Below are 23,897 nucleotides of genomic sequence, written 5' to 3'. Positions count from 1 at the left end.
GATCTGGTGCCGCTGCGATCTTCGGGATTCAATCTGGCGAGCTGCGCTCCGACCCTGGCGAGGGCGGCCTTGAGAATTGCATGGCTCAGCCCGCGTCCGACTCTTGGATCGTCCGCGGCCAGAGGAGGACATGACAAGCGTCACTCCTTCGGCAAAGCGTATGCGATCACCGCGTCGCCCGTCTTGGTGCCGAGCGAACCATGCCCACCCGCTACCGCCAGGACGAACTGACGTCCATCGGCACCGAGGTAAGTCATCGGCGTAGCTTGCCCTCCAGCCGGTAGCCGGCCCTCCCAGATCTGTTCACCCGTGTTCACGTCGTAAGCGCGCAGATAGTAGTCGAGAGTGCCTGAGAGAAAGGCGAGGCCTCCCGCGGTCAGGATGGGCCCTCCGAGGTTTGGCACTCCCATCTTGAAAGGAATCGGCAGCGGCATGAGATCTCTGACCGTACCGTTCTTGTGCTGCCAGAGCACATTTCCGGTGGCGAGGTCCGCAGCGCCCACATAGCCCCAAGGCGGAGCCTGACAGGGCAATCCGAGCGGTGAAGTGAAGGCCGACAGCTTCACTGCGAACGGCGCTCCGAAATTCTCGTTCAGCGCCGGGAGGCTGTTGTCAGGTCTGTTGTTGCCCTGGACATACATGGTCCGATCGTCCGCACGCGGCACGAGTTGAGACACGAACGCGAGCGAGGCAGGCGTTACGAATGCAATCTGTCGCTGCGGGTCGACGGCAATGCCGCCCCAATTGAATACGCCAAAGTTGCCGGGATGAATGAGCGATCCATCGGTTGACGGAGGCGTGAAGCGCCCATCGTATCGCAGGCGGCGAAACTGGATACGGCACGCGAGCTGATCGAACAGCGTCGCCCCCCACATGCTGGCGCCGTTGAGCGGTCTCGGATTGAATGACAGTGCGGACACCGGCTGCGTCGGCGCGGTGTGATCTCCCTTGGCCGCACCTCCCGGAGCGCGCGTCTCCGTCACCGGGAGGACCGGGCTTCCGTTTCGTCGATCCAGCACGAAGATTTCACCCTGCTTGGTCGGCTGGACCAAGGCCGGAACGGTCTGTCCCTTGATGGTCAGGTCAATCAGACTGGGCTGAGAGGGGACGTCGTAATCCCAGAGGTCATGATGCACAGTTTGGAACGCCCAGCGCACCTTGCCCGTGGAGACTTCGAGAGCGACAACCGACGATGAGAACCGCTCGACGCTTTGGCTTCTGTTGCCACCCCATTGATCGGGAGGCTGATTGCCGAGCGGCACGTACACCAGTCCGAGCGCTTCATCCACGCTCATGATAGACCAGCTGTTGGGCGAATTGGCCGTGTAGGTCTGACCTGGGGGCAGCGGCGCCGTCTGGTCGGGGTTACCGGAATCCCAATTCCAGACCAGATCGCCAGTCCGGACGTCAAAGCCACGGATCACACCGGATTGCTCCTTGGTCGAGACATTATCAAGCACCGTACCGCCTACGATCACCAGGCCGCCTGCGACAACCACCGGCGAGGTGGAATAGTAGGCACCCGGCCGAACATTCGGCATGTTGGCCCAAAGGTTGATCTGACCGGTACCCCTGCCAAAGTCGCGGCACACCGCTCCGCTTTCCGGATCGAGCGCGATCAATCGGCCATCCGCGGTGGGCATGAACAGCTTCGCCGTGCAGCTCTTGGTCGGCACGCCGTCCGCCACGGCAATCGGCATGTCAGGTACCGGCTTGTTGATGACCGCGTCCGGAGGATCAGTCTGCGGGCCGGCTGCGGTATCGACGGCTTCCGTGCCGGGAGTCTGGTTCGCGCTGGAAGCGCCGGGATAGTAGGACAGCCCGCGGCAGGTCAAATGCTGAAGGGCAAGCTTGTCGAGGATCTTCGGCTCATAGCGCCAGATCTCCCTTCCGGTGGTCGCCTCCAAGGCAATGACCGACTGATGTGGCGTGCAGAAATAAAGGCGATCGCCAATCTTCAGCGGCGTCACTTCAAACGTCGTTTCCTCGGGATCACCCGGTCGCCCTCGCATGTCGCCAGTGTGATAGGTCCAAGCTACCTCGAGTTTCGCGGCGTTTTGCGGCGTGATCTGACTGAGGGGGGAATAACGCTGGCCAAGTCCAGTGCGCCCATAGGCGTGCCACTCGCCCGGCGGCAGATCCTGCGCTTCTACAGCCGCCGGCTCCGGCGTTGCCTTGGAGACAGACGTCGTCTTTGCCGCCAAGCGATGTGGATCAGTCGTCCAGGACGCGACAGCAACCAGGATCGCAGCGCATAGCGCGATGGACAGCGCCAGTCCGCCGCCATGCCATGCCGATCCCCCGCGAAGTCGAGATGATGCAGATCCCCCATGGGCCAAGCTACCGGCAATCCAGGGGGTCAACAGGATTGCACCCACGATGAAGATGACGCTGCCGCGCGCTGCCAGCGGCCACCAGTCAAGGCCGACCTCCCACAGCGACCAGATCAGGGTGCCGGCGGTCAGGACGCAGAAGACCCACAATGCCCGTTCGTCTCGGCGAAACAGGAGGATGGAGGTCGCCAGAAACGCGAGGCCAGACAGGGCATAGTACCAGGATCCGCCAAGGTAAATCAGCCAGAGACCACCGACCATCAAGGCGACGCCCATAGCGAGAAGCGCAACAGCCAGCGTCATAAGAATGACGTTTCGAAGCACCATAAATGGCCTCCTTTGTGCCGGGAGAGCGCTTGCTAAGGCTCAGCACCGCCATCAAGAATCACGATGCGCTGGCGCCAGAACAGGGCCGCACGATCACACGAATTTCTTCGGCAACGTGGGCGCTGTCGGTACGTTCCTCGGCTCCTCTCCCTGCTGCGCGGAGTTCATCGTCCTGGGCAGCGATAGACCCGGTGCACAGGAAGCCTTCTGGCCCGAGAGTCAGGTTGGCCGAATCAGCGCGCCAAGGCCGATCCCCGGATTAGGGTGATGCGCTTAAGGAGCGATCAGCTCGACCTTGCCCCAAGCAAGTGAGACGCGGCGCAAACATGGTGCGCCGGTGCACTCCCGCTTTGCCGGCTCCAACAGACATGTGCTCGAGCATGCCTTCTGCTTGAGCATGCCTTCGCCAGCGCGGTCCGCCGCTTTGAATGGCCGATGATGATAGGCAGTGGCAACAATTCGACTGTAGCGGCAAAGCAGGCCCGGGCCCTTCGGGGATTGGCTGCCTCGCTTGCGCGCACCCCAAGCCGAATTCGGGAATGTGCTATCTGGATAGCAGCCCTGAAATCAACGCTACGGCGCCGAGTGCAGTGAACGACAGAACGATTGGAGGATACAGAACCAACGCGGCCTCGAAGCGCAAGAACTTCGGGTGTTCGCCAGCACGATTGGGACGCCCAATGAAGATCAGGGTGGCTGCGGCCGCAAGCATAACAGCTCCGATTAGGATGTTCACGCACGCCTTCCTTTCTCAGAGAGCAAAGGCTCCCAAGCTGGAGGGTGCGACTATCCGCTCGTCCTGGAAAGATTGGACCGTACGCTTTGGTACTGACTTTCTCGACCACCCTTCTTTCGAGTGGAATGCTTTCAGGTGGGGTTCAGGGCGAGCGGGCTCTGGTGGCCATACCGAGAACCCGCTCGCGGGTGCGACTTCTCGAAGCGTCGAGCAGCATCGCTCCTGCCCAGCGATAGACGTTGTGCTCCTTCACCTGCTGTCGCATCAGGTTCATGCGCTCGGCCTGTTCCTCCAGCGGCATTGAGAGTGCAAGCTCGATCGCTGATGCCATTTCTTCGATATCATATGGATTGACAATGAGCGCTTCGGAGAGCTCGCGCGAAGCTCCGGTAAAGCTCGACAGGACAAGCACCCCAGCGCCGTCCTCTCGCGAACTCACGAACTCCTTTGCGACCAGGTTCATTCCGTCATGCAGGCTGCTGACGACGCAGACATCCGCTCCTTTGAACAGCCGGAACACGTCCGAAGGCTCGTAGTGCTGAACGATCAAATGGACCACACGTTGGCGACCTTTGTGTCGTTCGTTTATCTCCGAAGCCAAGTCCTCTGCTTCCGCCTGCAATCTCGAATATGAGCTCAGCTTGTTGCGGGTCGGAGCCGCGATCTGGATGAATGCGAGCCGATCCGTCCAGGTCGGATCTCGCGACAGGAGCGCATCGACGGCCCGCATGCGGTCGAGAATGCCTTTGGTGTAGTCGAAGCGTTCGACGCCGACGATCAGCCGCGTCCCCTCCGCCAGACCGAATTGCGCGATGATGTCGGATCGGCATTGCGCAGCGGCCGGCAGCTTCTCCAGTTCCCTCGGCGGCCATTCGATCGAAATTGGATAGGCGCGTATCCTGGTCTCATGCCCCCCAAGACTGACCGCCTGCACTTCGCGGTCGATCCTGCTTTCCAGAAAGCGGTCGACGCCTTCGATGAAGTTGTTGCAGTGAAACTGGGTGTGAAAGCCCACGATCGTGCTGCCGAGTATTCCTTCGATGATCTCCTCCTTCCATGGGCAGATGCTGAAAGTCTCCGCATTCGGCCATGGAATATGCCAGAAGGTTATGATCGTTGCCTTCGGCAGGCGCTCACGGATCATCTTCGGGACAAGCGCGAAATGATAGTCCTGGACCAGCACGACGGGATCCTCGGTGCGTGCTTCGGCAACGACTGCATCGGCAAAGCGCTGGTTGATCTGCCGGTACAGTCGCCAATCACCGAGCCTGAACGTGGGACGCACGAAAACAATGTGGCACAGCGGCCACAGCCCTTCGTTGGCGAAGCCGTAATAATACCCGTCCTGTTCCTCTTCGGAGATCCAGATCCGCCGAAGCGTGTAGGCCGGAGCTGCCTCGGGCACACGAATTCTGTCGTGTTCATCGACCGTCTCACGATCCGCGCTGCCGCTGCCATGCGCAATCCACGTGCCGCCGCAGGCGCGGATGATCGGCTCCAGCGCCGAGACCAAGCCGCTCGCCGGTCTCTGCACCACAGTCCCTCCTTCCGAAGCGTTGTGGATGTATGGCTCCCGATTGGCTACGACGATCACTTCGGCCCCAGGCAGCGCCCCATGCAGCACCTGTTGCAACGATTGTGGCGTCCACTCAATTTGACTTGTAACCGCAATGTGTTCGGCGTCACGCAGGAGCTTGTGAATCTCGCGATCGATTGACGAACCACTTGGCTTGGGCTCGGCCCTCTGAGCACCGCGACGCACCTCGTCGACCGCCCGCCGCAAGGCATTCATCCATCCCCTCATCATGATCACGGCAAGGATGATGGTGCCGACGGTCAACACCAGTACGACTCCGGCAAGCGCCGCGAGGAGATACGCCAGCACTTGGCTCGATCTGGCAGCTGCAAAGCTGAGGTCGGTCAGTATAACGAGGTACGACCGCCCACGGCTGCTTGCGACGGGAAAGGCAGCTACAAGAACCCGCCGTCCGCCGCTTGTTATGCTTGCGAAGCTGTCGCTTTCAGATCTGGCGAGTTTTTCGCACGAGAAGTCCGCCGGCATTTCGGGTGTCGGAGCGATCAACGATCCGTCCGTATCGCAAAATCCGACGGCGAGGATCTTCTGGTCGAGTGCTACTCTCTTGAAAAGGTCGGAGAGCCGGTCCCACGCACGTTCTTCCACATCAAGGCTGAGCAACGGCTGGATGGCATTGAAAACCAACTTGGACCTGGTCTCAACATCGCTTCGCGACCATTGCTGTACGATCCCTCCCGTGAACGGTGAGATGCCAAACGCAACGAGTGCCGCCACCGCCAAACCGAACATGCCATAGCGGAGCAACTGCTTGTATGATATCGGCATCACTCAGGCGCTACCATGGTGATCCGAACGAGAGAATGGTGAAGCCGCAGCGCAGCTCACGCTCCGAACAGAACTGGGCCAATGGCATTGCGGTAGTACATGTTGGCACCCGTGAGTGACTGCCGTCAGCTGGGACTGATCGGCAGCCTCTCCGGCGTAACGCCGCCGCGCTCATTGTTGCAGGCCAAGCAAGTCGTGCGTGCCACCTGCGCTCCCCGGATTGCCAATCGTTCATGCCGATGCGGCGTCTTCTCTTCACAAGACAAGCAATATGCTTGCGGAACCACGATGAGTGCCGTTCGATTCGGTTTTCTGATCATGAGAGCCCCCGCGGACACTATCGTTTTCAGGAGCCCCGTGAGCAAGCGGCAGCGGGCCGAGTCGGCCATGTTTGGTACGCAAGTGTACCGGATTTCATGCGCGGCAGCGCTGCCGCCAACCCTGCCACGAAATGCCTTGCGGATGTGCCGGAGGCGAAGACGCAAAGACTTGGCAGAGCAGCGCGCAGCGGCCAGCGGCCCCTCGGGGATCACCCGACCGGGGGCCGGTCGTCGTCAGGGACACGGATGCCGCATTCCGTCGTAGCCGAGATATGTTCCTGAAGCGGGGTCATACGACCGATATCGCTGCGAGCAGTATGCATTCGCATCCGCCTGTGCCCGGCTGTTGGCGATCGCGCCTCCGATGATCGCGCCAGCAGCCAGCCCACCCAGCGCTGCGGCCCCGGAGCCATAGCGATCCCTGTGCCATCCACCGTGTCGATGACCTCTGTGGCCATGCCAGCTTCGATACTGCACCTGCTGGACATGGGTGTCCTGCTTGATGGACGTTGGCGAGATCGGAGCGGCAAGCGCAGGAGTGCATGCGACTGACATCAGTGCCGTCACGACGATCATGGGCTTCATGGGTGCCATGGGAAATATCCTCTTCTGTTTGCACGAGGTGCCAACGAGGAGGCATGCGCTGCGTTCCGAGAATCGGCTGCACGAGCGCGGGCAAAAGGTCGCAAGAAACGCGCGTAGAAGCCAGTTGTACGTTACCGCACCAAGCCGCGTACGATCCGCGTCTCTAGAACACGGCTTCACTTCGGCTTGTTAGGCATCGCGTTCTTTCCAGCAATGGAAAGCGCGATCAGGCTGAATGTGATCAGGCGCGGAATGAAGTAGACAGGCTCACTTGCATTCGTCGCTTGCACGACCGCCAGCACGAAGCGCGCAACGGCATCGATTGCGAATGCTGCGGCAAAGAACAGGAAAAAAACATCGGTCGTTCTGCGCCAGAACTTCAGGAAATAGATGCTTGCCATGAGTGATGCGAATGCCGTCGCACCTTCAAGGACGGGAGCCAGATGGTCCATTACTCGGCCTCCCAGATCATTCCAAGCAGCAGGACCGTCATGGCGAACAAGCCGATCGAGACGCGTAGTGCGGAAAGATCGTCTTGAGGAAAGACGATCTTGTCTATCCACAGAGCGCCGTTCTCCAGCGCAAGCCCTGCGAAGCAGACCGCGCTCCATAACAGCAGCCTTGACCTGCTGGCAGAGTACGCTCGAACCAGCAGCCAGGCACAGAAGCCGCTCGTTATTGCGCAAAGGCTGTAGATGACCGCCGCCATGTCTAATCCTTTCGGATCCTGAAGGCATCGGAGAATGCCTGAATCCGGCGCGGCTTGTTGTGGATGATGTAAGTGATCGGAATGAGGTGCCGCGAATATGCTTTGCGGAGGGCCTCAACGACAGCCCGCAATTCGGCTCGTGGAGCGAATTCATACAGTGCCGGGCCACCCTCCAGGAAGCCATCGCGCCTAAGCGACGCCAGGGCGTCGGCCATCTCTACCTTGCCCGCGTAAAGACGCTTGGACAGCGATTCGACGTCCCAGCGCTCACCGGGCCGCTCATGGAAAAACAGGAGGGCCTCGAGCTGCGCCACCGAATGGATGTAGCGGCGGACCAGTTCCTTTACATCATGCGGCAACTCTTCGTCAGACATCTTCGATCTCAGCCAGCACTGCGCAAGCCGGGCTATTCAGAAAGCACATAATCAAGATCGTCCGCCGGAGGCGCGCAAGGGATGAATGACGCAGGCAACTTGAAGGCGGCGTCATCCGCATGACGCCGCCTCGTGAGGCTGGAGCAGCTTCGGGGTGCTGCTCGAGACCGGCTCAGTACTTGAATTCTGGCATTTGCTTCAGCTGATCCTTGTTTGTGTTCAGCACCACGTGATCCGGGTACCAGTTGTCATTTCGGCTCGACGGTGTCGATGCGCTTCCCGTCGTGCTTCCTGTCGTGCTTCCTGGATTGGCATTACCTGCTTTCCCAGAGGCATCGTTGGACGCTGTCTTCACCGGCTCCCTTACAAACTTGAGTTGATCGAAACCGACCGCGACGTTGCGTTCACCCATTCCAAGGAATCCGCCTACGCCGATCACTACATTGGCGACTCGGCCGGCCGGGTCCAGTATGATATCGTTGATGTCGCCGATCTTCTCGTTGTTGTTGTTGTAGACGGCAACGCCAACAAGCTTCGATGCCCGCCATTCGCCTTGCTTTTGCATAGAGGCGGGCGAGGCCGTGCTCGGTTGCAGGTTGGGAGCAGCCGGACTCGCGCTATTTTGAGGTGATTGCGCAGCAACCGGAGCGGTCAGAAGCATCGCTGTCGAAACGGCGCACAGAAGCTTTTTCATGTAGTGCTCTCCTAAGGTTGATGGATCGTCACCAACTCCCCGCGCGCCTAGAAGTTCGAAAGCTCGGAAGTGAACCCCTCGTTTTTCATCTAACCAACCAACATGAGGCGCGTGCGCATCTTTTGACGAAGCATCGCCCGCGTAACTGACGGATCACACAAGATGAATTCGACCATGGCTATGACGTCATCCCTAGAGCATTTGCAGTGGGGATTCTCATAGGCGGCAAGCAGGCGTTGAGCTTCCTCTACGGCGGCCACCAAGACCTCAGCATCCGTTCTCACCTTGCTCACCCTGGCCTCCATCCATTTGGCGCTCCTCTTCCCAGCATCCCTCGAATCCGTTCGCCGTTCGCGCGCCTCAGCCAGGGCGCATCAGCGGGCTAGGAATAAGCCATGCGAACGGGCGATACCGTACAAGTGCGCTCGTGCGCCGACAGGATGACGCTGTGACAATCACAGGACATCGATCTCAACCTCGTTGCATCCACAACGACGATCCCCGCCCTTCGGCAACTGATCACTCCCTCTCGCACCATCTCTCCCAAAGCTACGGTAACTCCTGCGCGCCGGACCGCGAGTGCGTTCGCAATGTAGCTGTGCGTAAAGGGCACTTCCCGCGATCCGAGCCTGTCGCTGGCTACCACCAGCCATCGGGCAAGGCGCTGGTGCAATGTGTGCCGGGAGTTGCAAGCGGACAGCTGGGAGCTGTGAATCAGGATCGCCTGCACGTATCCCAAGAGCAGCCTTTCGAGCTCGGCATCTCGCTTTATCAACGCGATCAACTCGTCGCAGTGAATGCGCAGCGCGTGGCCTCGGACCTGCACGCTGCACCGATGTGGCGACACGCGCATGCCGAGAATCAACGGCACTCCAACAAAGTCTTTCCTTCCGAGCGTGTGAATCTCCACCGGCAGGCAATCGCCGGCGCGCGTCGTGACCGAACATCCGCCGCTCTCGATAAAATAGGCAAAACGAAGAGGAATGCCTCGGTCATAGAGCACCTGACGCTTGCTTAGCGGCACCCTCTCGCACCTTTCGAGCAAGGACTGGCGCGAGCGCTCCGATAAACGTGAGATCAGTTCGTTGCAGCTGAGCTCGACGGATTTGCTCTCATAGCTCGGCCGTTTCAGGTCGAGCGCATCGCTCTCAGCAAGCAGCCGCATTGATTGATGTTCCATGTCAAGGCCAATTCTGGACCGCAACTACGATTGTCTGTAACATGGGGCAGATTGGGCGATCTCGGGAGTCAGGGTGACCGTCCGCGCTGTCAGGAAAACCCTGACGACCAGAACACGAAGGAAACTGTGGACGTGGGCGTTTCGTCGTCACATTCGGCTCCTGCTCACAGGGAAGCGAGAAGCTCGACTACACGGAGCGCAGCGCGGCGCCCGCTGGTCCTTGTCTTCATCGCAGCAGCGATGCCTCTGGCCCTGTTTGCCGGCTGGGTCGTCTTTCTGAATGCCCAGCAGCAACGCAATCATTCACAAGCGGCAGCGGTCGAAACCCTCGACAGCGTAGTGAGCAGGCTCGCCTCTGAGATCAGCCTGCAGCTCGAGATCGCGGAGACGATCGCGGCCTCCGCTACGCTGGACAAGCCGGATCTCGATGCATTCTATCGAGAGGCGACGCGGGTGAACGAGGCCAGGACGCTTTGGGAAACGATTCAGCTTGTTGATCCCAAGGGCAATCAGGTGCTGGACGTCACCCGTCCGCTGGCAGACGGAATGCGGGTGATAGCCGACCGGGAGAATTTCGAGCAGATCCTGAAGACGCGCCGGCCGGCGATCGGCGGTATCGGACCACCCGGTCCGGTCACGGGCAAACGCGTCGTTGCGGTAAGAGCGCCTGTCGAACGCGATGGGCAATTGAAGTTTGTTCTTACGATCGCCCTCGTCCCGGACGCGATGAGCCAGATCTTGAAAAGCGCGGGAGCTCCGACCGGGTGGGATGGCTTTGTCGTTGATGCAAAGGGCAACATTGTCGCTCGCACGTTCGGCGAGCAATCGGAACTCGGTCAGTCCGCCAGCGCTACCGTGCGTCAGGCGATCGCCTCGGCGCCGGAAGGAAGCTATGTCAAGACGACATCCACCGGCGATCAGGTCGACTCGATCTACAAGCTCATACCCGGCACGAGTGGTTGGTCGGTCCATTTCGGAATACCGACACAAGAGCTCAATGGTCCAGTTCAGCGATCAGCCATTTTCCTAGCCGGGGGCGGAGTGCTGAGCTTCGTCCTGGCACTTACCTTGGCCTGGTACACGATCCGCGACATCTCTCTTCGCAGGCGCGAGCAGGAGGCTCAGGCGGCCTTGGCGCTCAGCGCCAGTGAAGAGCAGCGCAGGCTTACGATTGATGCCGCAGACCTAGGCGTATTCAGCTGGAACTTCGCAACCAGGGAAGCGCTCGTGTCGCCTCGTGCGCGAGAGATGTTGCAGATTGGCGGCTCCCCTGACGGCGACACTAGCTTGCCTATCGATCGGATGCTGAACTGCATCGAACCCGCCGACCGGCAGCAGTTTGAGTCTTCACTTATAAGATGTCGTTCAGGAAGCGTCGCGATTGCAGACTTCCGGACCGCTCCTCCGCACAGTCGATGGTTGCGCGCCAGTGGTCGGCTCTCCCGGCTGGACCAGAAGAACCCAGATGTCGTCTATGGTGTCATTCTGGACATCGACGAAACGAAACGGGCCGAGCTGGAACGGCAGCGGCTACTTAGGCGTCTTTCCGAAGCAGAGGAAAATGAACGCCGTCGCATCGCGCGAGAGCTTCACGATCAAATCGGCCAAACGATCACAGGGCTCCTTCTGGGACTCAAGAACTTGGAACAGTTTCTCGGGCCAAGTCACAAGCGCAAGGTAGGGCTGGAGAAGCTCAACTGGCTCCAGGGATTGGCCAGAGGAATCGGCCGCGACATCCATCAAGTCGCCTCCGATCTTCGGCCGACTGCTCTCGATGATCTCGGGCTTTACAAGGCGCTGGAAGCCTTCTGTGTCGAGATCCAGCGGCGGTTCGGGATCAGCGTCGATCTTCAGCCCTTGGGCAGAAGGGAACGTCTCGGCCAGGATGTCGAAATCGCGGTCTACCGCGCAGTCCAGGAAGCTGTAAACAACGTGGTCAAGCACGCAAAGGCGCGAAACGTCAGCGTGGTGGTCGACCGGCGCACGGCAGAGCTGCGGATCGTTGTCGAAGACGACGGAAACGGATTTGACCTTCAGGACTTCTCGCGGAGTGATGCCCGCCACTCAAAGCTCGGCCTGTCGGTCATCGAAGAGCGCCTTACGATTCTGGGCGGATCCTTGGCGATCGAGTCTGAACCGGGCCGCGGCACTTCCCTCTTCATGAGAATTCCCGTGCCAGCAGAGGAGATGGGCTATGTGCCCGATCCGGATCACGTTAACTGACGATCATCCGCTCGTTCTGGCCGGGATGAAGGCGCTGCTGCAGGCGGTGGACGACATCGAGATCGTCGGAGAAGCAACGGATGGACAGACAGCGCTCGATATCATTCGCGAGGTCACGCCGGACATCGCGATCGTGGACATTTCACTTCCAGGCATCAGCGGCCTCGAGGTGGCTCGCACTGTCGCGACGCAGCTGCCTCAGGTTCGTCTGCTGGCGTTGACCGTTCACGAGGACCACGCCTACGTCCAGCCCATGCTCCAGGCCGGAGCCCGCGGCTATCTGCTCAAGCGCTCCGCGGCAGATGAGCTCGAGCGGGCGGTAAGAGCCATCGCCAGCGGAGGCTTGTATCTGGATCCCGCAATCGCGGAGAAGGCACTTCCGTCCTCTGCCGGCGCTCATCCGTCTGCCGAGACGACAGGCAGTGAACTCACGCCACGGGAGAGCGAAGTGCTGCGTTTCATCGCCCAAGGATTCAGCAACAAGGAAATTGCCGGCCAGCTGAACATCAGCATCAAGACCGTTGAGACCTACAAGGCAAGAGCCTTGGAAAAGCTTGGCCTGTTCACGCGCGCCGACATCGTTCGCTACGGCGTCGCGGTGGGCTGGCTGGGCCAAGCAGGGACGGGTGCCGCGGTCTGAGCCACGATCCACTTCGCGCCCGCCAGGATGTTGTGTGTCAGGATTATCCCGACAGACCTCAACTGCTGTCCCGACTGTCCGGCGAGCCGCCGCGCACTACTGTATCCTTCGTGCACTGGTCGAACAGGCTCGCTCGTCACAAGGGCCGATTTTGTTCTTGGTAAGCGCACGTTTAGCGGGTCGATCGGTCGTGGAGACTATAATGAGAAACGTACTCTTTCGAGGACGCGCCGGCCGACAACTTTTTGCGCAGTATCAGAAGCTGCCCCGGCTCAGAGCAAAAGCAGGTTCGCGAGCAGATGCCCGCGCAGCCCGGACCACGGGGATGGTCCTCGCCTGCGTATACGTCGCCTGCTTGCTGTTATCCGCGTATGCAATTGCTTGATCGACAATTACATCGTGCTGGCTACACCGGCACGGCACAGTATCCAGGCTTAAGCTCTCTGCAGGAGCGCAGATCAGCAATGGTCATCTGAATGGACGGCAGCCTGCTACTACTCGTCTTCGTCACGGCGCTTTCCGCTTTCGGCCTCGCGGCGCTGGAGGTCGCGGCCCGCCGATCATCTGGAGGTACGATCGGCGGTAAACCTCAAGCGACTAACGCCAAGCGGCCCGTGGAGTAATTCGACGTCCGTCCCGTTTGAATTCATGCGGAGGTTCGTCGTCTCTGCAAGGGGCCGCATTGATCGGACTGCAATCGCGACCTCGCCCCATCTGGAATTTTTCATCTCCTCAATGGAACGCGGATTGTGGCCAGGATCTCGGCCGCAGACGCTCAATGTCTGATCAGGCAACGGTCGTCTGCCCATGCGGGAGCCGGGGCAAGATGCTGCCAAGACAATTGTCAAATGTTACACATCGCCTGGATGGGCGAGCGCCTGTTCCAAATTGCCGAACCGCCGCCGGAGCCGTTACCTTCTGTACTTCATTCCATAGCGGCTGTGGCCTTGATGTACGCGGCTGCTTCAATCGTCCAGCCCTGAAAGTGGAGTTCGGCGGTGCTTTCGCTCATGGACATTGCGGCCGTTCTACTTACGCTTTCGGCGGTATTTGGCTGGCTCAACCACAAATTCCTGCCTTTGTCCCGCAGCGTGGGACTATTGGTGATGAGCGTCACGACGTCGCTGTTTCTCATAGGCCTGGATGCGGCAATTCCCGCCGTTCATCTTCTCAAACAGCTTTCAGAGGGTCTCCGCCAGATCGATTTCGCAGAGATCGTGGTGAATGGGATGCTCGCGTTTCTACTGTTCGCCGGCGCATTGCATGTGGATTTGGCGACCCTTAGGAGCCGCGCAGTTCCGGTGTTCATTTTGGCCGTGTTCGGCACTTCGATTTCAACGGCGACCGTTGGTTTCCTGTTTTGGTGCATCTGCAGTCTCATGGGAATACCAGTGTCGCTGCCCTGGGCCCTCGTCTTCGGCGCCTTGATCAGCCCGACAGATCCCGTCGCCGTTCTGAGCACACTTCGCAACACTAACGTGCCGAGCGAACTGAAGATCGAAACCGAGGGCGAAGCACTGTTCAACGACGGCGTCGGCCTCGTCCTGTTCACGATCTTGCTTCAGTTTGCGAGTTCCGAGGAAGGAGCGCACGTTTCGGTCGCGGAGGTCGCAGAGTTGCTCATCCGCGAAGCTGGCGGAGGGATCGTGCTGGGCTTGCTGACGGGCTATCTCGCGTATCGCGCGATGCGGCTCATTGATGACTACGCGATCGAAGTACTGATCTCCCTCGCTCTTGTCACCGGAACCTACGCAATTGCGCTCCACTTGCACGTCAGCGGGCCGCTGTCCATGGTGGCGGCAGGCCTCCTCATCGGGGATCGAGGACCGCGATATGCGATGAGCGAGCAGACACAGAGTTATCTTTTCGCACTCTGGACCCTTATCGACGAGATCCTCAATTCAGTCCTGTTTTTGCTGATTGGGCTGGAGACACTGGTTCTACGTTTCGATCTTCGCAGCTTCGGTCTTGCGGCATCGACCGTGCCAATTGTTCTTTTCGCTCGCTTCGTTTCGGTTGCAGTGCAGCCTTTTCTGTTCGGGTGGACGCGGCTTCTCTCGATGCGCAACGCGCCCTTTTTGACCTGGGCCGGCGTTCGTGGCGGGATTTCTGTTGCACTTGCCCTATCGGTGCCAGATAGCCCGGCGAAAGTCGCTATTCTCACCTCGACCTATGCGGTCGTTTTGTTCAGCATCATTGTCCAAGGCTCGACCCTGGGCTGGGTTACAAGGCGCACCGTCAAACGAGCCCGATGAACCGGTGCCGATTCAACCGGACAAAGGTTCCGCAGGTGTTTGGGCCAAGAGCAACCCTGGACAGCATTGCCGCGGCCGCCACCGCCAAGTTCGGCGGCAGCGGAAATGTTGAAATCGCACGTCGGCAATGACGGGATGCCGGCCCGGGTCGCTATCACCGCACGATGAAGTTGATGGTGAACCCGAGGCTCAACTAATGTGCCAGGCTGGGCCGCGCCTTTTCGCAGGCGCTCATGCACCGGCGACACGCGTCGGCGCAGATCCTGCAATGTTCATGCATCTCAGCGTGTTTTTCACATTCCTCGCCGCAGAGCCGGCACGCCGCTGCACAGGCATCGAGCATTCTTCGGATCATCTCCTCGTCGGACCCGGTTCGGCGGGTCGCGATCCTCCCGGTGATGTTGCAGATGTCTGCGCAGTCCATATTCAGTCGGATGCATTGGGTCAGGGATTTTACATTGTCTTCCGCGAGACACGCGTCGGCGCACGACGTGCATGTCTGCGCACAGGAGTAGCACTCCTCGATGCAGCGAATGAGGGCGTCGTTTGTATTGCCGCGAACCTGCGGATGCGTGCTGATCATTGCTTGAGCTTGCATTGAATTCTCCATCCTTACCCGCCCCGCCTCTCCAATTGGCGTGCGCAAGAATGGTTTCTACTCTTGCGAAACGGACAGCGATCAGGGGTGCCCGGTAACCATCTACAGCTGCGTCATTCATGGTTCTGGTTCGTCCCCCGGCGCTGCGGCCGCGGCTCTCCGATCACCGATCTCGAATGTCAACCAGGATGCCGTCGTACTCAATCGAACGGAACTCTCAGCGTTACGAAGTCCGTTCACGTCGACGCTTCGGCACTCATATCTTCAACGCGGCCGGTTCCGCGCGAGCGAGCCGCGGCGCAGACATCCTGTTCCGCGATCCGGTGCCTCCTCAGCTTCGCTCCAATGAACTTGCCTCGCTGGACGATAAGCTGAGGGGACGGGTCGAAAACATCCGGAGACCAGGCGAGTGAACGTAAATGGCAGCGAATAGCAACTGCGTGCCGAGAAGCGCAGCGGCCGCCGCAGTGCTCTGCAGAATCGAAACGCGGTTCGACAGGATTCCCGTTGCTATCGCAGAGCCGAGTGCGACCGTCGCTACGAGGCCGAAGGCGTTCTATTTGCCAAGGCGCGCTGGCCCAATGTTCGAACAAGGAGAAGCGCGATGTACAAGGCCACGACGGCCGCCATCGTGCGACTAGCGTCTCCCAAGCTGGGGCCAGTTCAACCATGGACCAGTTTCTCAGCTAGAAGCTCTCGCCTGCCCGGCGCGGCTACGCTCGATCGCGCCGGGCACTTCCTAAAGGCGGTTCATCACCACCGATGGCGCGCTCGAATCACCCCGTGATGATTCCGGTGATGTCGTGGCGCCCAGCCGTAGCTGTGTCTCCATGGGGGAGCACGCCGGACTGCGTAGCCCCACGGCCTGGGCGCAGACCAGCCGTGGCTGTAGCGCCAGGGGCGCGGGCCCCAGGTGTAGTAGCGTGGCGGTCCCCAGCCGTAGCCACCCCAATAAGGCGTGTAGGCGTACGCGGGATAGTAACCACCATAGCCGTATGGATAGCGGTACCTGTAGAGCGGCCTATAGCCCGCATAATAGTGAGGAGTGGCAATCGCTGAGCCGATCAATGCGCCCGCCACGAATCCGGCGCCGACGCCCCAACCGCCACGCCAGTGAACCCGCGTGAGATCGTCACGCACGAACGGCGTATGGTCCGCAGAATTCGCCGCCGCCGAGAGCGATGTCAGGGGTGCAGCCTGAATGCTGCCGACAGGCGAAATAGCTATCAGGCCCGTCAGAGAAAGAGCGAGTGTGAGTTGACGCATGTCTGGCTCCTGTCACTGCAGAGTGCGGTCAACTGAAGCCTGCTACCTTGGTTTCCAGGGTCAGGGAACGTCGGGGTACAAGCTGTACGGCAGTGTACAGACTTTATTTGGCACCGCAGACCGCAACCTTTCGACCACAGTCGCTGCCGCTCTTTCTCTCCAAGAACCATTCGACGTAGATCATACGCACCGCAACAAGAAGGACCGCAATAAATGGAGTCGCAACGATCAGGCCGATCAGGCCAAACAGAATCCCGAGAACCGTCTGAGAAAGCATCGTGAGTGCCGGCGGCAGCGCGATCGTCCGCTTTTGAATCCAGGGCGCGATCACGTTTCCCTCCAGCAGTTGAACCGAAAGGAATAGAAGAGCGACCCAGGCCGCAAGAACAGGAGACTGAGCCATGGCAACGAGAATTGCTGGAACCGCGCCGGCAAGCGCGCCCACATAAGGGACAAAATTGAGTATCCCGCCAGCAGGGCAAGGGACATCGCCAGTGGTAAGCCGATCAGGAAGATGCCCAGCCAAGCGGCAGCCCGACAATCGCCATATCTATGAATTGCCCGAGAAACCAGAGCCTGAGCGTGGCGCCGAGCTCTGCGGCAACTTCCCGGCCACGAGACCGCCAAGTCATCGGAAGAAGACGCAGCGCCCCGCGAAGATACAGTTGCGGCGATGCGGCGAGGAAATATCGCCGTCGCGCCCGTCACGATGAGGCTGCCGCCGATGCCGAGGACAGAGCCGACAACACCCGGGACATAGCCCGTCAGACCCGAGCGCAGGGACCTTCCCGCAATCTGCAACTGCTGGGCCAGCACTGAGCCCCATGAGCTGCCTTCCAGTTCTCGCCAGACTCGCTGGAGTTGCGTTCTCAGCTGCTGGCCGATCTCGTTGCCCTCTTCCAGAAAAGCGCTGCCGCGCCACCACAGCATCGCACCGAGCGTGAGGCCGATGGTGAGGATCACGCAAAGCAACGACGGGGCCCAGCCGTGTTCCCCGCCGGACGGCATCGCTTGTCCCTCGCAGGACGCAAGCGATGACGATGGCGCTGAATGAGAGCAAGAGGAGGTCGCGAAGCAGCCACACAGAAGCTGCGAGGAACAAAGCGATTGCGCTCACCCGAAGGGTGCGCTCGATATCACGGACAGAGTCATCCCGCTGATCTTCCAACTAATCTCCCGCTGTAGTGGCTCTTTGCATAATTGAATGAAGCAGCGACGACCTCTCAGCCTTACTCCAGGCGCGCTCAGCACGCTCGCAGGGCAGCAAAGCCGCTGAAGGAACGACGCGTCTGTTGTTCTTGCCAAAGCAATGCGGCAGTGGCGCATGCGACAAATGAGGAGATGCGGCCGTGGAGCCCAGCGACGTGATGCCAGCCGCGTGGTTCAGCGCGCTGGATTGAGTGCAGCTGGCGACGAACGGCCCATCGAAAAGCGCAGCGGCACAAGAGTGCGATCGAAGGCAAGCTTGGCTTCGGAGGTGACAGGACAGCCAAGTGAGCGCGATGCAGACGTCGGACACAACGGCCCGTGCGCCCACTCCGCAACTGCAGTCCGACTCCAAGCCAACCAAGCGAGACTCTCCGTCTCACGGTCATTTACGACTGCTGAAATTCCTTCATGTCCAGCCGCAGCCCTGCTCTGCTCGCCTGTTCCGCAGTGACGTAGGGAAGGCCGTAATAGCTCAGCTTCGGACTCCACCTTCCTAATTGGCCCGGGTAAGGGAACGCATATGTCCCTCCGCCGACAGACGCTTCCCGCGAGATCACGACGGCCGCTAACTTGCCGGTTCGATCGAAGACAAGATCGGATACGTAGCCATAGCCCTGCCCCGCTTGCAAGCGCGCGTAATCGCCGATGACCTTCGAGATCGAGAACTCATGCGACTGGTCCCGCCCTTGATCGGGATCAAAGAACAGACCGTATTCCCGCGATCTGAGGTCAGAGAAATCCGCCACGATAGCGCCTTCGTGAAGCGGACGCAGTACGCGCTCGAATGGAATTCGTGACATGAATTCCGGCTCTTCTTTGGTTCTGAGGCCCTCGACCAACAAAGAAACGATCTTGCCTTCCTCCGCCACGATCACGTTCCGAACTGCTCCTAGATACTCGCCCTTCAACGAAAACACAGCGCTCCCGAGCAATCGGGAGGCACGGTATCCATCGTAGACTGTGCTCGCGAACTCCTGGGATTGTGTCGGCTGAGCCGGCGGAACTTTCGGATCAGCTTGCGCAGGGCACGCGGAGATGGCGAACGCACCAAACATGAGAGCTGTGACGAAGGTCTTCATTGGGTGCATTGTGGTACTCCCTGCGCTAAAGTCGATTGCTCGACTACAACCAGATGCGAGGTCAGGAGTTCTGCGCGACGCTCCGAACATTGTCCGCTACCGTGCCAAACGGCGCGCCGGCGGAGTCTCGGTCGTCAGATTCTGCCGCCTCGCTCTCGGAGTGCCTCGACGGGAATGGAGCGCGAATGACCACCTTCGAAGCAAGGTGACGCAGCCGTGACTGCCGGCAGGATCATCAGACTGCCAAGCTGTTTCAGGTAACTGCAAGCTTCATCCAAGATCCCGTGCCAGAACATCGATCGGGAATCCGGGCAACGCGACGTTCGATCAGTCGCTCGCACATCCACTCCTCGGCAGCAGGAGCTTATTCGGCCGCATCGACTGCGAATATGCGAGGTGTTGACTCGTCCTACCGACTTAGTCGACGAGCTCCGCCGTCCAGGAACCACTCGGTAAAGCCTTGTCCGGTCCGCCATAGGTTCGGAACACCGAACGAGCGTTGGAGTTTCACCTGTCGGTGGTCGCGCAGATGAGTGATCAAGTGAGGAAAGTGGATCCATCCTACGTCGTCGTTGGCGCCACGATCTTTGTGGTTCTGACGATCTGGTGCGGCTGGATCGCCATTTCGTTTACCGGCTTCTCTTGACCTTTGCCGACGCAGCAGATGTCGGAAGACCTGCAAGGAGCGACTCTCAGGTCTTCTTGAATCTCACCGGCGTCCCTCGCGCGGCTCCTCAGAACGGATCCGGCACCTCGCACGTCGTTTCCACTGCCTGAGATGCTATGCGAGACCAGCGACAGCTAGAAGCACCGTCGATTGCTTCTTGAACGCGGTAAGACGACCTGAGCCATGACGAAGTCGCGCATGCAACGAACTGAGCCTTTGCGCAAGGTGCGAGATCCCGCAGTTTTCAGGTTCATTAGCCTTGCGTTCACGCTAGTCCAGGCTCGGCCTGGACCTGGGACATTTCACTGCCAGCCAAAACAGTTGGCCGGCCCTCGTTGAAAGGCCGGCCTCCCTCTCGGCGATCGTGCGTCTCTTGTTGTTTGGATCGCATCCCATCTGCTCATGAAAGCAACCCCGTCGCAAGCCAGGCAATCGGAGCCGAACGTGCGAACTTCAATTTAACTGGTACGCTGCCGCACGAAGAGGAGGTGCGCCATAACCGAAGAGATACTTACCTGCGGCGATTGGATGTGCCTAGGAGCATTTCAGCGCTGGCAAGATCGATAACGTCACGCATCAGCCCAGCTGACGACTCTCGCCATTGGAGGCAATCGTTCGTGGCGGGTTCCGCGATGATGGTGCTGTGGATCGGCAAAGGTCCGCCCTTGAAAGTTGGTACGCGACCGTACATCCAGCTCGTATGCCAAAACATTCGTGGGATTGTCCGGTCTCCCCAATGTGGCAGAATCGAGCATGGAAATGTTCGCCGGCCCAACGCTGTGGTCGCGGGCTCCGTTTGGAGCCGCGGTTCTGAGCTCAAAGGTGGTCGTCAATGCGCCAGTATTCTCAGCCGATCGACCGCAACTGCCGCATGAAAGCGTTGCAGGCCGCCCTGCAGGAGGTTGGACGGCCGATACTTCCCGCGTCCTTTGTAGGAGCTCTAACAGGTGCAGCAGTTTGGCTCTTCATTGCTCGGTTTACGGCATCCAGCGGCACCTCACTTGCCATCTCCGTTGCCGTGACGTTCATGGGCGCTTACTTGCTTGTGGAGCGTCAGGAGCTCAGGTTCAAGCGCGCCCTGGAGCGAGAGCTCAAGAAGATGACGGGGGGGCAACTTGAGCCGGAAGGCAGCAATCAGACCCGTTGCCGTACTTCCGATGAAACCGGCAGAGATCCTCGAAGCTAGGTTAGCCCGATGTGCGGCACTGGCAGCTTTCGGTGCCCAAAGGCAGAATGCGGCATTTGTTCGAATCAGTCGGACTGTGAGCGGGGCGGATTGCTCGCGCACACCGGGTGAGCGCTAGGTGCGGAAGCCTTGGGCGAGTTAGCTTGGCCGGCCAGTGTCGCCCATCCGGAGCCGCCTGCATCGAGAGGCAGGGTCCGCTGCAGCTCCTGACTTCGGAAAATATGAGCCTTCGCGATCATCTGGGCGCTCACCGGCGCGGTCAGGAACAGGAACAGCGTGATCAGGATTTCGTGGATGCCGACTGCCTGATGGCGCACCAAGAAATAGAGCATGGACGCGATCAGCAAGGAGCCAATCCCGAGCGTCGTCGCCTTGGTTGGGCCATGCAGGCGCCGCATCGTATCCGGCAGCTTGGCAAGCCCGACCGATCCGACGAACAGGAACGCGCCGCCAATCACGATGAAAGCGGCGCTCGCCATTTCGATAAATGCCGCCATGGTCATCACTCGATCACATTGCCGCGCAGCAGGAACTTGCAAAACGCGACGGTTGAGACGAACCCGACCATAGCGAACAACAAGGCCGCCTCGAAGTACATGGCGGTTCCGAACACGATCCCGGCCACGACGATGAGGCCGATCGCATTGATCACCATCGTATCGAGTGCAAGGATGCGGTCGGTCACGTCCGGCCCTATAATCAGGCGGTAGACGTTCAACAGGATGGATGCCGCGATCGCGATGATGGCAAAGGCGCAGCTGGCAGCGATCATGCGAATATCCTCATCAGGCGCCGCTCGTAACGGGACTTGATAGTGGCCACGGTGGCGGCGGGGTCGGTTATATCAAGGCAATGCACCAGCAGCGATCGTCCATCGGCGCTCAGATCGGCACTCAACGTCCCCGGGGTCATAGTGATCGTGCCCGCCAGGGTGGCGATCGCCTCCGGGCTTTCGAGAGAGAGGGGCACCGTGACGAATTGCGACTTCAGGCTTGCTCCGCGACGGAATAGAACAAGATAGGCGACCTGCACATTGGAGACGAAGATGTCCCAAAGCACGATGGCAAAATATTCCGGGATCGGCAGCGGGTTTCGGATCTTCGACCGCCCCGGCCAGTAGGGGCTGGTCAGCCAGGCGATCACCACCCCGAGCAGCAATCCGAACAGGATAGCGCCCCATGAGAGGTCGTTGATCAGCAGGCCCCAAACCAGAGCGAGGATCACGACAAGCACGGGATGAGGCAGCAATGCGCGCATCGGCCTATTCTCCCGTGAGGCTCGAGGTTTCGCGCGGCTGCAGCACCGTCGCGATGTAGCGCTGCGGCGAGAGCAATTGTTCGGCGGTGGCGGTCATGTCGTCCATCACCGGACCAGCGAAAAAACCCAGGGCCGCCACTGTCGCAATCATGCCGGCAATCACGAATGTCGGCAGCATCGGCACAGGTCGCACCGCCGACACCTGCGGTAGCTCGATCCGGTTCCAGAAGATCTGAATGCCGCTGCGTGCGAAACCGACGATCAGCAGGAGGCTCGTGATCAGGACCGCAGGCCAGATGGTCGTGGCATGGGAAGCGGCGCGTCCGGCCTCGAGGATCAGGAGCTTGCCGATAAACCCGGCGAGCGGCGGCATGCCCACCGTCGCGATGGCGAGAAGGAAGTAGAATCCTGCGAACAATTCGGCATGCTGCTGATACCACCCGAACTTTGCGCGGCCGCCTCTCCCGGGAGCGAGAAGGCCGGCGAGCAGAAACAGCGCGGCGCTGGCGATGGTGCTCTGCACCGCGTAATAGAGCGCAGCGGCAAGTCCGGCGGCGCTGGCCAGCCCGATGGCAATGAGCAACGTTCCCATCGAGGCGATCAGCGAATGGCAGGCAAGATCAAGCAGGCGGCGGCTTGCCAGCACCCCAATTGTCCCGATGACGAGCGTCAGCATCCCGGCCGGCAGAATCCAGGGCGTTGCGAGGTCCGACAGCGGGCCTGCACCGGAACCGAAGATCAGCGTATAGACACGGATAATCGAATAGGCCCCCACCTTGGTCATTATTGCGAACAATGCGGCGGCAGGCGGCGACGTCGATCCGTACGTCGGCGGCAGCCACCAATGCAGCGGGACCATAGCGGACTTGATTGCGAACACGGTGAGCAGCAGAAGCCCCCCGACTGCGAGCAGCGCCTGATCGGCGGTCGCGACTTGAGGTACCTTCACGGCGAGGTCCGCCATGTTGAGCGTGCCAGTGACAGCATAGATCGTCCCGACCGCGAGCAGGAAGACGGTCGAGCCGATCAGGTTGATTGCGACGTAGTGGAATCCGGCTTTCAGGCGACGGGCGCCGCCGCCATGCAGCATGAGCCCGTAGGAGGCGATCAGAAGCACCTCGAAGAATACAAACAGATTGAACAGGTCGCCCGTGAGAAAGGCGCCATTAACGCCCAGCAATTGAAACTGGAACAGAGCATGGAAGTGCCGTCCGCGCTTGTCCCACTCGCCGATCGCTGCCAAGACCACGCCGACGGCAAGCAGCCCGGCCAGCAGCAGCATGGTGGCCGCCAGCCGGTCCAGCACCAGCACGATTCCAAACGGCGCAGGCCAATTCCCAAGCAGATATGTTCGTGGTTCGCCGTCGCTGGCGCCGACGTAGAGCCCGATCGCGACAGCGAGCTGACATGCGGTTGCCGCCGCTGACAAAATCCGCTGTCCGGCCAGACTGTGGCGCATGGCCAGCACCAGCATCGCCGCGGTCATTGCCGGCACCGCGACAGGAACAATTAGCCATGCATCTGTCATCGGAAACGCTCGTCGCGGGGTATGCCGCACGACTCCTCGTCGCGCCGGACATGCAGAGCGACGTCGTCAGTGCCCGTCTCAAGAAAGGCCCGTAGCGATAACACCACGATCAATGCCGTCATCCCGAAAGTGATGACGATCGCGGTGAGGACGAGTGCCTGCGGCAGCGGGTCAGTGTATCCGGCAGCGGACCGGCTGACAATCGGGGGCAGGTCGATCGTAAGCCGGCCCATTGCGAACAGGAATACATTTACCGCGTAGGAGAGAAATGACAGTCCGATTACCACCGGAAACGTGCGCCGCAGTAGGATCAGGTAGAGACCGACGGCAGTGAGCGCACCGATTCCTGTAGCGACGAGAAATTCCATG

The 23,897-nt window shown here is 60.1% G+C and carries 22 protein-coding genes; 4 read left to right on the top strand and 18 right to left on the bottom strand.

Annotated elements, in window-relative coordinates; all coding sequences use genetic code 11:
• Window positions 1-140 precede the first annotated feature (140 nt).
• From ASG57_RS21415 to ASG57_RS21380, 8 genes are all read right to left on the bottom strand, one after another.
• The gene (locus ASG57_RS21415; protein ID WP_057197348.1) at window positions 141-2,660 is read right to left on the bottom strand and encodes a glucose/quinate/shikimate family membrane-bound PQQ-dependent dehydrogenase; all 2,520 of its coding nucleotides are present in this window, start codon (window positions 2,658-2,660) and stop codon (window positions 141-143) included.
• 878 nt (window positions 2,661-3,538) lie between these two features.
• Window positions 3,539-5,758: an alpha,alpha-trehalose-phosphate synthase (UDP-forming) gene (locus ASG57_RS21410; RefSeq protein WP_057197346.1), complete on the bottom strand. Its 2,220-nt coding sequence runs from the start codon at window positions 5,756-5,758 to the stop codon at window positions 3,539-3,541.
• Window positions 5,759-6,312: 554 nt separating this feature from the next.
• Window positions 6,313-6,633, bottom strand: coding sequence for a BA14K family protein (locus tag ASG57_RS36955; protein WP_422866891.1), 321 nt, complete (start codon window positions 6,631-6,633; stop codon window positions 6,313-6,315).
• A gap of 206 nt (window positions 6,634-6,839) precedes the next feature.
• Complete coding sequence (locus ASG57_RS21405; RefSeq protein WP_024337425.1) at window positions 6,840-7,115, bottom strand: DUF5985 family protein; 276 nt, start codon at window positions 7,113-7,115, stop codon at window positions 6,840-6,842.
• The gene (locus tag ASG57_RS21400) at window positions 7,115-7,372 is read right to left on the bottom strand and encodes a DUF5985 family protein (protein WP_057197345.1); all 258 of its coding nucleotides are present in this window, start codon (window positions 7,370-7,372) and stop codon (window positions 7,115-7,117) included. The genes ASG57_RS21405 and ASG57_RS21400 overlap by 1 nt, the downstream gene beginning before the upstream one ends.
• Before the next feature lie 2 nt (window positions 7,373-7,374).
• On the bottom strand, window positions 7,375-7,746 hold the full coding sequence (locus ASG57_RS21395) for a hypothetical protein (protein ID WP_057197343.1): 372 nt from the start codon (window positions 7,744-7,746) through the stop codon (window positions 7,375-7,377).
• Between the two features lie 172 nt (window positions 7,747-7,918).
• Complete coding sequence (locus ASG57_RS21390) at window positions 7,919-8,440, bottom strand: PRC-barrel domain-containing protein (RefSeq protein WP_024337422.1); 522 nt, start codon at window positions 8,438-8,440, stop codon at window positions 7,919-7,921.
• A 382-nt stretch (window positions 8,441-8,822) separates the two neighbouring features.
• Window positions 8,823-9,620 (bottom strand): Crp/Fnr family transcriptional regulator, encoded by a 798-nt coding sequence (locus ASG57_RS21380; RefSeq protein ID WP_057197340.1) that lies wholly within the window; start codon window positions 9,618-9,620, stop codon window positions 8,823-8,825.
• Between the two features lie 240 nt (window positions 9,621-9,860).
• Between ASG57_RS21380 and ASG57_RS21375 the strand changes: the two genes are divergently transcribed.
• From ASG57_RS21375 to ASG57_RS21365, 3 genes are all read left to right on the top strand, one after another.
• On the top strand, window positions 9,861-11,843 hold the full coding sequence (locus tag ASG57_RS21375; protein WP_024337419.1) for a sensor histidine kinase: 1,983 nt from the start codon (window positions 9,861-9,863) through the stop codon (window positions 11,841-11,843).
• Window positions 11,815-12,483: a response regulator gene (locus ASG57_RS21370; protein WP_024337418.1), complete on the top strand. Its 669-nt coding sequence runs from the start codon at window positions 11,815-11,817 to the stop codon at window positions 12,481-12,483. The genes ASG57_RS21375 and ASG57_RS21370 overlap by 29 nt, the downstream gene beginning before the upstream one ends.
• 998 nt (window positions 12,484-13,481) lie before the next feature.
• Window positions 13,482-14,738 (top strand): cation:proton antiporter, encoded by a 1,257-nt coding sequence (locus ASG57_RS21365; protein WP_024337417.1) that lies wholly within the window; start codon window positions 13,482-13,484, stop codon window positions 14,736-14,738.
• A 193-nt stretch (window positions 14,739-14,931) separates the two neighbouring features.
• Here the strand turns inward: ASG57_RS21365 and ASG57_RS39280 are convergent, their stop codons facing one another.
• From ASG57_RS39280 to ASG57_RS21345, 5 genes are all read right to left on the bottom strand, one after another.
• The gene (locus tag ASG57_RS39280; protein ID WP_035697770.1) at window positions 14,932-15,348 is read right to left on the bottom strand and encodes a four-helix bundle copper-binding protein; all 417 of its coding nucleotides are present in this window, start codon (window positions 15,346-15,348) and stop codon (window positions 14,932-14,934) included.
• 741 nt (window positions 15,349-16,089) lie between these two features.
• Window positions 16,090-16,602: a hypothetical protein gene (locus ASG57_RS36950; protein ID WP_080654819.1), complete on the bottom strand. Its 513-nt coding sequence runs from the start codon at window positions 16,600-16,602 to the stop codon at window positions 16,090-16,092.
• A 103-nt stretch (window positions 16,603-16,705) separates the two neighbouring features.
• Window positions 16,706-17,047: an AI-2E family transporter gene (locus tag ASG57_RS39275; protein ID WP_230646540.1), complete on the bottom strand. Its 342-nt coding sequence runs from the start codon at window positions 17,045-17,047 to the stop codon at window positions 16,706-16,708.
• Window positions 16,930-17,565, bottom strand: a complete 636-nt coding sequence (locus ASG57_RS39270) for a hypothetical protein (RefSeq protein WP_230646541.1) — start codon at window positions 17,563-17,565, stop codon at window positions 16,930-16,932. Before ASG57_RS39270 ends, ASG57_RS39275 begins: the two co-directional genes overlap by 118 nt.
• Before the next feature lie 632 nt (window positions 17,566-18,197).
• Entirely contained in the window at window positions 18,198-18,890 is a 693-nt protein-coding gene (locus ASG57_RS21345; RefSeq protein WP_024337413.1) for a PRC-barrel domain-containing protein, read from the bottom strand.
• 1,499 nt (window positions 18,891-20,389) lie between these two features.
• On the opposite strand from ASG57_RS21345, the gene ASG57_RS21340 reads away from it, so the two are divergent.
• On the top strand, window positions 20,390-20,743 hold the full coding sequence (locus ASG57_RS21340; RefSeq protein ID WP_024337412.1) for a hypothetical protein: 354 nt from the start codon (window positions 20,390-20,392) through the stop codon (window positions 20,741-20,743).
• 65 nt (window positions 20,744-20,808) lie between these two features.
• On the opposite strand, the gene ASG57_RS21335 is transcribed toward ASG57_RS21340, so the two are convergent.
• The 5 genes from ASG57_RS21335 to ASG57_RS21315 are packed head-to-tail and all read right to left on the bottom strand — an operon-like array spanning window position 20,809 to window position 23,896.
• Complete coding sequence (locus ASG57_RS21335; RefSeq protein ID WP_024337411.1) at window positions 20,809-21,240, bottom strand: Na+/H+ antiporter subunit G; 432 nt, start codon at window positions 21,238-21,240, stop codon at window positions 20,809-20,811.
• A 5-nt stretch (window positions 21,241-21,245) separates the two neighbouring features.
• Window positions 21,246-21,515, bottom strand: a complete 270-nt coding sequence (locus tag ASG57_RS21330; RefSeq protein WP_024337410.1) for a K+/H+ antiporter subunit F — start codon at window positions 21,513-21,515, stop codon at window positions 21,246-21,248.
• A complete protein-coding gene (locus tag ASG57_RS21325; protein ID WP_024337409.1) occupies window positions 21,512-22,000 on the bottom strand; it encodes a Na+/H+ antiporter subunit E in 489 nt (162 codons plus the stop codon). The genes ASG57_RS21330 and ASG57_RS21325 overlap by 4 nt, the downstream gene beginning before the upstream one ends.
• Before the next feature lie 4 nt (window positions 22,001-22,004).
• Window positions 22,005-23,528 carry a monovalent cation/H+ antiporter subunit D gene (locus ASG57_RS21320; protein ID WP_024337408.1) on the bottom strand — a complete coding sequence of 508 codons (1,524 nt, stop codon included), beginning with the start codon at window positions 23,526-23,528 and terminating at the stop codon, window positions 22,005-22,007.
• Complete coding sequence (locus ASG57_RS21315; RefSeq protein WP_024337407.1) at window positions 23,525-23,896, bottom strand: Na+/H+ antiporter subunit C; 372 nt, start codon at window positions 23,894-23,896, stop codon at window positions 23,525-23,527. Before ASG57_RS21315 ends, ASG57_RS21320 begins: the two co-directional genes overlap by 4 nt.
• Between the last annotated feature and the right edge of the window lies 1 nt (window position 23,897).

This window comes from Bradyrhizobium sp. Leaf396, assembly GCF_001424605.1.
GTDB classification, from domain to species: Bacteria; Pseudomonadota; Alphaproteobacteria; order Rhizobiales; family Xanthobacteraceae; genus Bradyrhizobium; species Bradyrhizobium japonicum_C.
This window is presented reverse-complemented; position numbering and strand designations above follow the sequence as displayed.